We start from the raw sequence: 13,672 nt of genomic DNA, 5'->3' as shown, positions 1-13,672 counted from the left end.
ATGTGGAGGATTGGAAAGAAAAGGCGTGGCAGGCGCTTATGCGGCAATTGTCGGCTTGATCGATTTCGGCAGGCGCACCGTAAATGTCGTGCCCATATCCTGAGTTGAAGAGACGTTGATTGTGCCTTGATGAGCCAGGACGATTTCGCGCACGATATACAAGCCCAGGCCCAGATTCTTCCTATCGGCGGTACATTTCTCGCCATCGGCAAACCGCCGCAATGGGTCAAAAATATTTTTCTTCACTTCTGGCGGAATCGGCGGACCATCGTTATGTACCGACAGGATGATTTCCTCGCCATCTTCACGGGTAAGAATGGAAACCGGCGTTCCCGCCATCCCATATTGCAATGCATTGCCGATCAGATTTTGATAGATTTGCCCTATCCTGCCGGCATCCAGCCACCCTGACACATTACCCTCGGCATGGGTTTTTATGATTTTGCCCGGGTTTAATGCGCGAAACTCTTCAGCAATCTGTTCTGAAAGCACCGCAAGATCCACTTCCTCGATCCGGATGGGGATACCGATGCCAGTCCGGCTACGGGTGAAATCGAGCAGGTTGTCCAGAATCGCTTGCATCCTGACCGTGCTGTTGAACATGCGCGAGCCAAGCTGGATCAACTTGCTGTCTGCGTCCTCGGATCTCATGAGATATTGAGCTCCCAAGCTGAGCGCATGCAGCGGCGCGCGCAAGTCATGCCCGATCACGCCCAGGAATATGTCCTGCGATTGCCGGGCCGTCGTGGAATACCGTGCGACGGATTCAGCCAGTGCCCTGTCCAGGGCATCGTTGAACCTGGACATATCGTCAACCTCGAACCACGTCGCCGTCTTTTCCCGCCGCCCCCAAAGATTGAGTACGCTGGCTCGCAACGCCCGGTATTCGGCAACGACCTGATCGATGCTGAATCCGGATTCAACCCGCGTATCCGCATGAATTTCGGCTGCCGTATTGCCCTGTGCATCGCGTGTGCGGCTCTGGTTCGGCAAGGCCAGCTCGGCTGCGACTTCTTCCAGGATTTCCCTGGCATGGTCACGCAGCTCGATCGTATCCATCAAGCGATGGGACGGCTGGATGCTCCGGGCAAAATCTTCCCATCCTTGCAGGATAGGCTCCATGTTTTCTCGAATAAATATGGACAGCCTCATTGACCTTGACTAGTGCGCTGTTTGTTGTAGGTTGAATCCTGGTGTCCGGCATGGCTCCAGAATTTTTAGGCGCAGTTTAGCCAGCCAAATCGGCATGGTCTGTACAAAATTGTACAGACCATGCCCTATTGTTAATGGAGAGCAAATGACAGCCGTACCCGCGACCGCCAAGGCCTGTGCGAACCACCTGCTTGCCTTGCTGCCTGACAACGAGTTTCAGGCCATCAGGCCCCATCTCGAATTCTTTCCAACGCCGCTGCGCATGGTGCTGTTCGAGCGGGATGGCGAAATCCCGTATGTCTATTTCCCGCTATCGGGCAGCCATTCCGTGCTGGCGATCATGGAGGATGGCGCGGCGATCGAGGTTGGCACGGTCGGCAATGAAGGCTTGTCGACCATCGATGCCCTCACTGGCAGTACCTATGCCGTAGAAACGACGATTTGCCAGATTCCTGGCGACAGCCTGCGCATGCCGGTCGCCAGGTTCAATGAGGCTATCCAGGCGCACCCGGAACTGCGCCGCCTATGTTTTCGCTTTCTGCAGGCGTATTTGAGCCACGTGTCGCAGTCGGTGGCCTGCAATCGCCTGCACTCCACGGAAGAGAGATTCGCGCGATGGATTCTCCTGAGCCACGACCGGGTACAGGGAGATGAATTCCAGCTTACCCAGGAATTCCTTGCCGATATGCTGGGCGTTCACCGGCCGAGCGTGTCGCTAATCGCCAAGCGCTTTCAGCAGGCAGGGCTGCTCGACTACAAGCGCGGCATTGTGACCATCCTGGACCGTCCCGGACTCGAAGAAGTCACATGCGAATGTTATGCCGCAGTCAGAAAGCAGTTTGAGCGAGCGTTAGGAAAACCGATAGGTTGAGCCGGCAGGCACTTGCCGGCTCAGTTGCCTTTAGCAGCATCACCGGCCATTTGCCGATTTACTTCTTGCCGTGACGCTTGTTCTTTTCGAGGATAGCAAACAAGATCAGCGCATATGACACCAGCCTGATCAGGTAATACATTGGCATGTCCTCGTTTTGCGCGATCGACATCGTTAACCCGATCCGGTTCACCGCCTCCAGTAAAAAGGAGATGGCAAAATACAGGAAAAATTTATCTCTTGTGCTTTGCCAGAAGCGCAAAAAGAAAAGACCGACAGTCAGGCACACCATAATGATGGCGCCGGCCAATACAGCATTCAGTTGCATCATTCCTCCTCCCAGATCAGTCCAAACAGCAGCGGGAGCAAGGCAACCAGGGACACCACCAGGCGCCAGGTTGACAAATCGATTTCCGGCCCAAGCAAGACACGATCGACCATAAGTATGAAATTGTTGAGGAACAGCCCCCAGAAACACAAACCGCTCCACAGCAAAAGACGCAAACGACTGCGCATGTAGCTGCGCGTGATGAGAAATGCACATGCGAAGGCAGTGAGTGCGCAAAGCGAATAAATAATCGCAGCCACAGTCAGGATTCCTTTTTCCAGAGGAAGGCATCGGCAAATTGCTGCGCCTTCTTGTTTGTCTTTGAGTGGATGAGGTTCGTCACCTCGATGAGATTTTCCGAGTAGACTTTCGCGAGGAGGTCGATGGTTTGCGCCAGTTCGCTTGCACTCGGATGGTATCGATAAAGTCGTTTCGGCTGATCGAACGCCTCCACAATACCCTTGCTGGATAATTCGTCGAGAAGAGATTGCGCCGCGCTTTCCGCCAGATACAAGCGCTCTGCAGCTTGTCTCGCATCCCATGCGCGCTCCCTTTCGCTACGCAAAAGGAGCATGGCTTCAAGATAAGGCACCGAGGGGATACCAAGCAATATGAAGCGCACAATGTCTTTCGGGATTGGGGCCCGGGACATGTCATTCATTGAAAAATACGCATATCAAAGAGTTCGGCAACTCAAATTATATTGTGAGTAATAATGTCGAGGCAATAACGGAGGTGTGCTCAGCTTACAGAACTTGAACTGTTATGCCTCATTGATCCTGTCGGTTATACACTGGCTTAGCGCAGTCATCAGGACGTCGAGATTCACCGGCTTCACCAGGTGCATATCGAACCCGGCCTTCATTGCCCGGTCCTTGTCATCCGCCAGGCCATAGCCAGTCATCGCGATCAGCTTGATGCCGCAAGTTTTCGGATTGGCGCGAAGCGCCTGCGCCACTTCATAGCCGCTCATGCCGGGCATGCCGATATCAACCAGGGCGATATCCGGCATTTCGGCCGTGGCGACTTCAATGCCGCACTGCCCGTCGGCCGCTTGCAATATGCGGTGGCCGAGCGTCGACAGCATCATCGTCAGGATCGCGCGCGCATCCTCGTTATCCTCTACCAGGAGAATGGTTTGGGACGGGAGGGCCGGACACTGGACATTTGTCACCTGCTTCATTACCGAATCCTCACTTTGCGGCAAGCGAATGGTGAACCTGCTTCCCTTGCCCCTTCCCTGGCTGTCTGCCGTCACGCTGCCGTCATGCAGCATCACGAGTTGCCGCACCAGGGAAAGCCCGATGCCAAGGCCGCCTTGCGGACGGTCGAGCGGCCGCTCGCCCTGGGTGAATATATCGAATACCCGCGATAGCAGCTCAGACGAGATGCCGATCCCCGAGTCGCTAATCGACAGCAAGGCATCGTTGCCGCTTGCTGTTAAATCGAGATGGATTTCGCCGCCATTCGGCGTGTACTTCAGCGCGTTATCCATCAGATTGGTAACGACTTGCTCCATGCGCGTCACATCGGCGTCGACATAGACCGAGTCGGCAGTCACTTTCACGATATGGTTCTGCGTACGTCCGGCTATCGTCAGCGTCTCGACGCAGCTACGGACGAGGTTGGCAAAATCGATGGAGCGTTTGGTCAGCGATATCTTGCCTAACATTACCCGGCTCAAGTCCAGCAAGTCATCGACAATTCGCGTGAGCTGGCCGCTTTGACGGCAGATGATTTCCTTGGCGGTGGCGCCTTGTTGAGCGCTGATTCCGTCCAGGCTGAGCAGCGTTGCCGCGCCATTGATGGCGCTGAGCGGGTTGCGCAATTCATGACCCAGCATCGCCAGGAATTCTTCGGTGGTCTTGTTCTTTTGCTCTGCGCTCTTGCGCCTGCCTATTTCCCCTTCGAGCAGCGTGTTGATGGCGGTGAGCTCCTGCGTGCGCTTGTCCAGGGTGTTGGCTTGATTCCTCAGTTCGATCTTGTTCCTGGCCAGGCCGACAAATACCGATAACTTGGCCCGCAGGATTTGCGGAATGATCGGCGTGAAAAGGTAATCCACCGCGCCATGCTCATAGCCCCTTAAGCGGTTCATCTCGTCGGCCAGGTAAGCCGTCACAAAGATGATCGGGATGGAAGCGGAAGCCTTGCGCGAATGGATCGCCTCGGCGGCTTCGAATCCATTCATTCCCGGCATATTGACATCCAGGAGAATGACGGCGAAATCATGCAGCAATACCTGCTTCAATGCCTCTTCGCCTGAACGCACCGAGATGATTTCAAAGACGAGCTCCTCCTGCCACTGCGACAGTAAGCCAACCATCCCGATCAGGCTGCCCGGATCGTCATTGACGACCAGGACCTTGGGAACATTATCTGAGTGGTCTTGTTTAGACACAGCGTGACTTGGCGTGAATGGCGCTCATTTCAATTCTCATCATTCTGGTTTCTGGATTGAAAAGCGCATCAGTAAATGAATGGTAACCGCAGGATGTAGTCGGCGTTGGAAAACTCGGCATTTTCTCCTTTCGATTAGCATAATCAATAGCCTAAAGACATAGCATTGCGTTTAATCAATATATGTTGACTAAATGCAATAGACCTCTTGCAAGCTTGTAAATAGCAGGGAAAAATCCCGAGGTTCACTTCCAGCCGGATTATCACCATGAATGCCATTTCCGATTTTTCGCAAACCATTGATTCCAAACAATTACTTGCTGCCTTGATGGCGCTGAAACGTGGGGATTTTTCGGTACGCATGCCCTCGGATTTGACCGGCGTGGATGGAAAAATTGCAGATACGCTGAATGAAATCATGGAAAACAGCGAGGCGATGGCATTGGGCATCGTCAGCGTTAGCAAGGTGGTCGGCCGAGATGGCCGGTTGTCGCAACGCTGCCCGCCGCCTCAGGTCGGCGGAAGATGGGCAACGATCGTCAACTCCGTCAATACGCTGATCGATGACCTGGTTCGTCCGACCACGGAAATGGCGCGCGTGATCGGCGCGGTGGCAAAAGGCGATTTGTCGCAGACGATGATGCTGGATGTGGATGGCCGGCCACTGAAAGGCCAATTTTTGCGCTCCGCCACGACTGCTAACACCATGGTGGCGCAGCTTTCTTCCTTCGCCTCGGAAGTGACCCGAGTGGCGCGCGAAGTGGGTACCGAAGGCAAGCTCGGTGGCCAGGCGAACGTGCCTGGCGTGGCAGGCACCTGGAAAGACTTGACCGACTCGGTGAACTTCATGGCATCGAACCTGACTGACCAGGTGCGTAACATTGCGGAAGTGACCACCGCCGTGGCGAATGGCGACTTGTCCAAGAAGATTACGGTGGACGTGAAGGGCGAGATTCTGGAACTGAAAGACACCATCAACGTGATGGTGGATCAGCTCTCTTCCTTCGCGTCCGAGGTGACGCGCGTGGCGCGTGAGGTGGGTACCGAAGGCAAGCTGGGCGGCCAGGCGGAGGTGACGGGTGTGGCAGGCACATGGAAAGACTTGACCGACTCGGTGAACTCCATGGCGGGCAACCTGACTGGACAGGTGCGTAACATCGCGGAAGTGACGACAGCGGTGGCGAACGGCGACTTGTCCAAGAAGATTACCGCGGATGCCAAGGGTGAAATTCTGGAGCTGAAAAACACGATTAACGTGATGGTGGACCAGCTCTCCTCCTTCGCATCCGAAGTAACCCGCGTGGCGCGTGAAGTGGGTACCGAAGGTAAGCTGGGTGGCCAGGCGCAGGTGAAAGGCGTTGGCGGAACCTGGAAGGATTTGACCGATAACGTTAACTTCATGGCATCGAACCTCACCGGCCAGGTGCGTAACATTGCGGAAGTGACCACCGCCGTGGCGAACGGCGACTTGTCCAAGAAAATTACCGCGGACGTGAAGGGTGAAATTCTGGAATTGAAGAACACGATTAACGTGATGGTGGATCAGCTCTCTTCGTTTGCGTCGGAGGTGACGCGTGTGGCGCGCGAAGTGGGTACTGAAGGACGTCTGGGTGGACAGGCGAACGTTCCTGGCGTGGCAGGTACCTGGAAAGACTTGACCGATAACGTCAACTCCATGGCAGGTAACTTGACCGGCCAGGTGCGTAACATTGCGGAAGTAACGACCGCGGTGGCGAACGGTGACTTGTCCAAGAAGATTACCGCCGACGCCAAGGGCGAAATTCTCCAGCTCAAAAACACCATCAACGTGATGGTGGACCAGCTCTCCTCCTTCGCGTCGGAGGTGACGCGCGTGGCGCGTGAGGTGGGTACCGAAGGCAAGCTCGGCGGCCAGGCGGAAGTGACTGGCGTGGCGGGTACCTGGAAAGACTTGACCGATTCGGTCAACTCCATGGCGGGTAACCTGACCGGTCAGGTGCGTAACATTGCCGAAGTGACGACCGCCGTGGCAAATGGCGACTTGTCCAAGAAGATTACGGCGGACGCCAAGGGCGAAATTCTGGAGCTGAAGAACACGATTAACGTGATGGTGGACCAGCTCTCCTCGTTTGCGTCCGAAGTGACCCGCGTGGCGCGTGAAGTCGGCACCGAAGGCAAGCTCGGTGGACAGGCACAGGTGAAAGGCGTTGGCGGCACCTGGAAAGACTTGACGGAAAACGTCAACTCGATGGCGGGTAACCTGACGGGGCAGGTGCGTAACATCGCGGAGGTCACGACCGCGGTGGCGAACGGCGACTTGTCCAAGAAAATTACCGCGGACGCCAAGGGCGAAATTCTGGAATTGAAGGACACCATCAACGTGATGGTGGACCAGTTGCGTTCCTTCGCGTCTGAAGTGACCCGCGTGGCGCGCGAAGTGGGTACGGAAGGCAAGCTCGGCGGCCAGGCGAACGTGCCTGGCGTGGCAGGCACCTGGAAAGACTTGACCGACTCCGTCAACTCCATGGCGGGCAACCTCACTTCCCAGGTTCGTAACATCGCCGACGTCACCACCGCTGTGGCAAACGGCGACCTCTCCAAGAAAATTACCGTGGACGTGCGCGGCGAGATCCTCCAGCTGAAAGACACCATCAATACCATGGTGGACCAGCTGCGTTCCTTTGCATCCGAGGTGACCCGTGTGGCCCGTGAGGTCGGTACCGAAGGACGTCTGGGTGGACAAGCCTTCGTGCCGGGTGCGTCGGGCACATGGAAAGACTTGACCGATTCGGTGAACTTCATGGCATCGAACCTGACGGACCAGGTGCGTAACATTGCCGAAGTGACGACCGCCGTGGCGAACGGTGACTTGTCCAAAAAGATTACGGTGGACGTCAAGGGCGAAATTCTGGAGCTGAAGAACACCATCAACGTGATGGTGGATCAGCTCTCTTCCTTCGCGTCGGAGGTGACGCGCGTGGCGCGTGAAGTGGGTACCGAAGGTAAGCTGGGTGGCCAGGCACAGGTGAAAGGCGTCGGCGGCACCTGGAAGGATTTGACGGAAAACGTCAACTTCATGGCGGCAAACCTCACGGAACAGGTGCGCGGTATCGCCGGCGTGGTGACCGCGGTGGCGAACGGTGACTTGAAGAAAAAGCTGACCGTGGCAGCGCAGGGCGAAATTGCTTCCCTGGCGAACACCATCAACGAGATGACCGATACCCTGGCGGTGTTTGCCGACCAGGTGACGACGGTGGCGCGCGAAGTTGGCGTGGAAGGCAAGCTCGGTGGACAGGCCAGCGTGCCGGGCGCATCAGGCACCTGGAAAGCCTTGACGGAAAACGTCAACCAGCTGGCGGCGAACCTCAGTACCCAGGTGCGTGCGATTGCCGAGGTGGCGACGGCGGTGACGCGCGGTGACTTGTCGCGTTCCATTCAGGTGGAAGCAAGCGGCGAAGTGTCGGACCTCAAGGACAACATCAACGAGATGATCCGCAACCTCAAGGAAACCACGCAAAAGAACGCCGAGCAGGATTGGCTCAAGACCAACCTGGCGCGATTCACCCGCCTGTTGCAAGGCCAGCGCGACCTGGAAGCGGTCAGCAAGCTGATCCTGTCGGAACTGGCGCCGCTGGTGTCGGCCCATCATGGCGTGTTTTACATGATGGATTCGCAGAACCAGACCGGCCGCCTGAACATGATCGCCAGCTATGGCTACCGCACCAGCAAGAAGGTGCCGACATCGTTCGGCCCGGGCGAAGGCCTGGTCGGCCAGTGCGCGGTGGAGAAATCGCGGGTCTGGCTGACCAATGTGCCGCGCGATTACATCGCCGTCTCGTCCGGCCTCGGCGCCGCGCCGCCGACGAATATCGTCGTGTTGCCGATCCTGTTCGAACAGGAAGTCAAGGCGGTGATCGAGATTGCTTCGCTGGACCGCTTCACGGCCACCCACATCGGCTTCCTCGATCAGTTGATGGAATCGATCGGCGTCGTGCTCAATACCATTGAAACCAACAGCCGCACCGAAAGTCTGCTGACCCAGTCGCAGCGCCTGGCGCAGGAACTGCAGCAAACCAACCAGGAATTGGCGGAAAAGGCGCGCCTGCTGTCCGAGCAGAACAGCGAAGTCGAACGCAAGAACCACGAAGTCGAACAGGCCAAGTTCGCCCTCGAAGAAAAAGCCTCGCAGCTGGCCTTGTCGTCGAAATACAAGTCCGAATTCCTGGCCAACATGTCGCATGAGCTGCGTACGCCGCTCAACAGCCTGCTGCTGCTCGCGCAACAACTCGGGGAAAACCCGAGCGGCAATCTCACCCCGACCCAAGTCGAATATGCCAAGACGATCTATGGTTCCGGCAGCGACCTGCTAACGCTGATCAACGACATTCTCGACCTGTCGAAGATCGAATCCGGCACGGTAACGCTGGAAGTCAGCGAATACCGCTTTGCCGTGCTGACCGGCTATGTCGAACGGACTTTCCGCCACATGGCGGAAGCCAAGAACATCCGCTTCAACATCAGCCTCGGCACGACGTTGCCGCCGTCGCTGGTCACCGATTCCACGCGATTGCAGCAGATCCTCAAAAACCTGCTGTCCAACGCGTTCAAATTCACGCCGCATGGCGAAGTGCGCCTGAGCATCGATATGGCCCAGGCAGGCTGGAGCACCGACCCCCCCAACCTGCGAGATGCCGACGCCGTGCTGGCCTTCTCCGTGACGGACACCGGCATCGGCATCCCGACGGACAAGCTGCAGCTGATTTTCGAGGCATTCCAGCAGGCTGACGGCAGCACCGCGCGCAAGTATGGCGGCACCGGCCTCGGCCTTTCCATCAGCCGCGAACTGGCGCGCCTGCTGGGCGGTGAAATCCGCGTCACCAGCTCGGTTGGCGTCGGCAGCACCTTTACGCTCTATCTGCCGTATAACAAGTCTGGATTCGTCAAATACAATTCGCTCAACCATTCGCATGCCTACAATATTGGCGGGCCGCTTGGCGCGCCGCGCCTGCAGTCGACGGCCGCGCCCAGTGCCGAGACAGACCAGATTAACGCCACGGTCATTGAAAAAGTCCATGCCACCACCGCGGTTACGGTATTGCTGGATGACGACACGAGCGCCGATGACCGCAACGTCATTGCTCCGGGAGATCCATCCATTCTCGTCATCGAAGACGATCCGGCGTTTGCGAACGTCCTGCTGAACCTGGCGCGGAAAAAGAATTTCAAGGCGATCGTGACTTCCAGCGGCGACTCGGCGCTGACGCTGGCGCGCGACTACATGCCGACGGCGATTTTCCTCGATATCGATTTGCCGGGCATTGACGGCTTTACCGTGCTCGACCGCCTCAAACGCGATCCGAGCACGCGCCACATCCCGGTGCATATACTGTCGAGCACTTACGAGCGCGAACGCGGCCTGCGACAAGGCGCCATATCGTATCTGACCAAGCCGATATCGATGGAGCGGCTCGACGAAGAATTCACACGCGTTCAGCAATTCCTGGTGCGCGGCAAACGCACCCTGCTGATCGTCGAAGATGATGAAGCCCAGCGCAACCATGTGATCAATCTCGTCGGCGACACCGATATCGTCATCACGGCAGTTGATAGCGGCAAGAAAGCGCTGGATGCGCTCAAGTCGAGCCGCTTCGATTGCATGGTGCTCGACTTGACGCTGCCTGACATCGATGGCTTCGAGCTGCTGGACACCATCAGCAAGGATGCCAAGATGTGCGATTTGCCGGTGGTCGTTTATACCGCCAAGGAACTCAGCCGCCCCGAGATCGTCAGGCTCTCTTCCGTGGCGAAGACGATCGTGATCAAGGATGCCCGCTCTCCGGAACGGCTCGTCCACGAAACCGCCCTGTTCCTGCACCGCTCGCCGTTGAGCCTGCCCGAGACGCAGCGGCGCATGCTTGAAGCAGTCGATATCGCTGACGGAGGCCTCGCGGGCCGCAAGGTCTTGATCGTCGATGACGACTTGCGCAACATCTTTGCCCTGACCACGGTTCTGGAGCGGCACGACATGTCGGTTGCGTTTGCCGAGAACGGCAAGGATGGCATCGAGATGCTGGAAAAGGATCCATCGATCGAGATCGTGCTCATGGATATCATGATGCCGGAAATGGATGGATACGATACGATGCGGGCGATCCGCAAGATCGATCGCTTCAAGTCGCTGCCCATCATCACCCTGACCGCCAAGGCGATGAAGGGCGACCGCGACAAGTGCCTGGCTGCCGGCGCGTCGGATTACATCACCAAGCCGGTCGACGTTTCGCAGCTGCTCTCCCTGATGCGCGTATGGTTGTCCCGGTAAACAACGCGGCCAATGACAGTCCCCATGACATCGAGGAGGTCGAACTCGACCTGCTCCTCGATGGCATGCATCGGCGCTACGACGAAGACTTTCGCGCCTATGAGCGGCGCTTCTTGCGTCGCAAGACTTTCGATTTCATGCGTGCGCGCGGCCTCGAAACAGTCTCTGCGCTGCAGAACCTGGTATTGCATGACGAGGCTGCCGCATCCGAGCTTTGCCAGGCATTCGTATCGCAGCAGTCCATGCTGTTCGACGACGCAGATGAGTTTCATGCCCTGCGCGGCATGATCGGGCCGCTGCTGGGAAGTTATGTCGCGCCGAAGATCTGGATCGCCGAATGCCTTTGCGCGGAGGAAGTCTTCAGCTTCGCCATCCTGCTGTTGGAAGAAGGCCATTACGACAAGAGCCTGATCTTCGCTACGTGCTCGAATGAAGCCGTGCTCCAGGAAATCAAGAAGGGAACCTTTTCACTGGATCGGCTTGCCGCCTATGAGGAAAACTATCGGCGAAGCGGCGGACGCCGGTCCTTTGCCGAGTATTACCAGATCCGCGACGGCCGTGCCGTATTCCTGGAATCACTGCAATCCCGCATCATTTGGGCGCAATACAGCCTTTGTACGGATAGCTCGTTTAACGAGTTCCAGCTTATCTCATGCAGAAAAAGCTACGCCAGTTTCGGCATGCCGCTGCAACGGCGCATTATCCATTTGTTCAACGACAGCCTGTCGCGTTTTGGCATACTGAACGTGGCGGCCGATGTCGACATCGGTTATTCGCCCTTACTCATGAACTATAAGGAATTGGGGAGACGGGGCATTTACCGGCGCGCCAGATAAGTACGCGTCGACACCATCAAGGTCACCTACGGAGAGGCGAAAGACGCCCGCATGGTCGCCGGCGCCGCCCCCCGTAGTTATTTGGCGCCTGTCATCCACGCCCTACCGCTTACTTCGATTCATTCCTGCGCGCTTCTTCGCTATTCCTGCGCACCGTGTCAGTCGCGGCATCCCCAGCAGACTTGCTCTTGTCCTTCGCTTTTTCCGTCATTTCCGACGCGCGCTCTTTGGCGGACGGGCCGGTTCGCTTGACTGTCGCGGTGGAAGAATCCGATTTCTGCGCGGCTTGAGGGTCTTTCCGCACCAGTTCCCTGGATTTTTCCTTGACCTTTTCGGCAGCGTTACCGGTTTTCTCTTTCATCGTATGCGCACCGCTCTTTACCGACTCTTTCGTATCCTGCCCGGCTTCCCTGGTTCTTTCCGTAGCGGTCGCAGAAGAGGAAGATCCGGATTGGGCAAAGGCGAATGCGGAAAGCATGACCGAGACAATGGCGATTAATATTTTTTTCATAGAACCTCCTGTTAAAAAGAGAAAAGATTGATTCCTTTAAAAACGGAATCACTGCATGCTGCGCGAATCCTTTTGTCATCATGGCGGGCATATTGTTCACCCCTTCGCCGATGATGAATAACAACCTTGAAGTCGTTAGTAACCAGGACTCCTCGCAAAACACCGGCTAGCGGACTTTCTGATGCTTATAAAGATTAAATATGCCGGTTACCAGCTTCGACAACGCATGCTCCTTATGGGTATGCACCCATAGCTTAGCCAGGCGCAAATACGCTTGAAGCAAGGTCTTCGCTGCATTACCGAGATGCAGGAACATGGTTGCGCGGGAGCGGTAGATCTCGACGTGATCGGCGTCAGTTAACACGCCGAGCAATTTTTCCTTGTAATCAAAGCGTCCGCCGCCTAGATAAAACTTTTTCTTGCCACGTCGGATAGCCTCGCAAATCGTCAGATACATCGTCAGGATGCCGATGCCGAAGTTACGGTATGTCGGGTCGCGCGCAATCAATTCTTCGAAGTTGCTGTCGCCGATAAAGTAATTGACGGTACCGGCGCATATTTTTCCATCGATGGTAAGCACGTTCACAAAGCCGCACTGCCTGGCGAGCGCAACGATGCGTTGTTCGTCGTGCGAAAAATCACTCACCTGTTTCGAAATGCGATCCTCGCTCATGCGAATCAAATCCCTGAGCACCTGTTCCGGGATTTCATCCTTTTCATAAAAGCGGGAGGAAAAGGAAGGATAAGCACGCGCAATTTTTCGCAAGTCTTTGAGGATATCCTTGCGCAGGGATTTGGCGAGCCTATCCAGATAGGCTTCCGGCGTATCCGGCAAGGCAATGACATACGTGTCCTTGGCATTATGCTGCTGCACCGGATAGGCGAACCGGTCCATCGTCGTGCGGATCGCCTTGAAGCTGATGATATGCACCTGCGGCAGCTCGGCAAATACATGAGAAGCGAACCGCTCGACTTCCTCTTTTTCCAGGTCGATCATCTCGTTCAAGACATCGACCGTTCTGCCGTGGATTTGAAACAGCAGAATCACGGCAGGCCGCCCTTCTCGTCGTGCGACATAGGTGCTCACGTCGCTCGTGGTACGGAATATGCGAAAAAATGGCAATGAAGAATGCAGCGTATTGTATAGGCGCTCTATTTCAGGTCCGGCGAATTCTGGAATCTCGTTAAAGTAGAAATTGACGTCGGTGCCAGAGGAATTCAGCGTACCGGTCGGCTGTGCTGCAGTTGTCTCCAAACCTTACCTCCGTGATAAATCCAG

General features: G+C 56.3%; 10 protein-coding genes. 3 read left to right on the top strand and 7 right to left on the bottom strand.

The window, feature by feature from the left end:
* Positions 1-36: 36 nt before the first annotated feature.
* On the bottom strand, positions 37-1,122 hold the full coding sequence (locus EDC30_RS12420; protein WP_165973812.1) for a sensor histidine kinase: 1,086 nt from the start codon (positions 1,120-1,122) through the stop codon (positions 37-39).
* A gap of 175 nt (positions 1,123-1,297) precedes the next feature.
* On the opposite strand from EDC30_RS12420, the gene EDC30_RS12415 reads away from it, so the two are divergent.
* Complete coding sequence (locus EDC30_RS12415) at positions 1,298-2,023, top strand: Crp/Fnr family transcriptional regulator (RefSeq protein ID WP_165973811.1); 726 nt, start codon at positions 1,298-1,300, stop codon at positions 2,021-2,023.
* 58 nt (positions 2,024-2,081) lie between these two features.
* On the opposite strand, the gene EDC30_RS12410 is transcribed toward EDC30_RS12415, so the two are convergent.
* The 4 genes from EDC30_RS12410 to EDC30_RS12395 all read right to left on the bottom strand — a co-directional run bounded on the left by EDC30_RS12410 (position 2,082) and on the right by EDC30_RS12395 (position 4,749).
* A complete protein-coding gene (locus EDC30_RS12410) occupies positions 2,082-2,351 on the bottom strand; it encodes a DUF5985 family protein (RefSeq protein ID WP_132259153.1) in 270 nt (89 codons plus the stop codon).
* Positions 2,351-2,611, bottom strand: a complete 261-nt coding sequence (locus EDC30_RS19770) for a DUF5985 family protein (RefSeq protein WP_132259152.1) — start codon at positions 2,609-2,611, stop codon at positions 2,351-2,353. The genes EDC30_RS12410 and EDC30_RS19770 overlap by 1 nt, the downstream gene beginning before the upstream one ends.
* Positions 2,612-2,613: 2 nt before the next feature.
* A complete protein-coding gene (locus EDC30_RS12400) occupies positions 2,614-3,012 on the bottom strand; it encodes a hypothetical protein (RefSeq protein ID WP_243656760.1) in 399 nt (132 codons plus the stop codon).
* 102 nt (positions 3,013-3,114) lie between these two features.
* Entirely contained in the window at positions 3,115-4,749 is a 1,635-nt protein-coding gene (locus tag EDC30_RS12395) for a response regulator (RefSeq protein ID WP_243656759.1), read from the bottom strand.
* A gap of 267 nt (positions 4,750-5,016) precedes the next feature.
* Here EDC30_RS12395 and EDC30_RS12390 point away from each other — a divergent pair, with 267 nt between their 5' ends.
* Together EDC30_RS12390 and EDC30_RS12385 are read left to right on the top strand one after the other, a co-directional pair.
* Entirely contained in the window at positions 5,017-11,046 is a 6,030-nt protein-coding gene (locus tag EDC30_RS12390; protein ID WP_132259151.1) for a HAMP domain-containing protein, read from the top strand.
* Entirely contained in the window at positions 11,031-11,882 is an 852-nt protein-coding gene (locus EDC30_RS12385; RefSeq protein WP_132259150.1) for a CheR family methyltransferase, read from the top strand. The genes EDC30_RS12390 and EDC30_RS12385 overlap by 16 nt, the downstream gene beginning before the upstream one ends.
* A gap of 109 nt (positions 11,883-11,991) precedes the next feature.
* Here the strand turns inward: EDC30_RS12385 and EDC30_RS12380 are convergent, their stop codons facing one another.
* Positions 11,992-12,393, bottom strand: a complete 402-nt coding sequence (locus EDC30_RS12380) for a hypothetical protein (protein ID WP_132259149.1) — start codon at positions 12,391-12,393, stop codon at positions 11,992-11,994.
* Between the two features lie 166 nt (positions 12,394-12,559).
* On the bottom strand, positions 12,560-13,648 hold the full coding sequence (locus tag EDC30_RS12375; RefSeq protein WP_132259148.1) for a GNAT family N-acetyltransferase: 1,089 nt from the start codon (positions 13,646-13,648) through the stop codon (positions 12,560-12,562).
* Positions 13,649-13,672: the final 24 nt, after the last annotated feature.

It is taken from the genome of Paucimonas lemoignei (genome assembly GCF_004342585.1).
In the GTDB taxonomy this organism is placed as follows: Bacteria; Pseudomonadota; Gammaproteobacteria; order Burkholderiales; family Burkholderiaceae_D; genus Paucimonas; species Paucimonas lemoignei.
The sequence above is the reverse complement of the archived record's forward strand: the minus strand, read 5'-3'. Positions and strand labels throughout refer to the sequence as shown.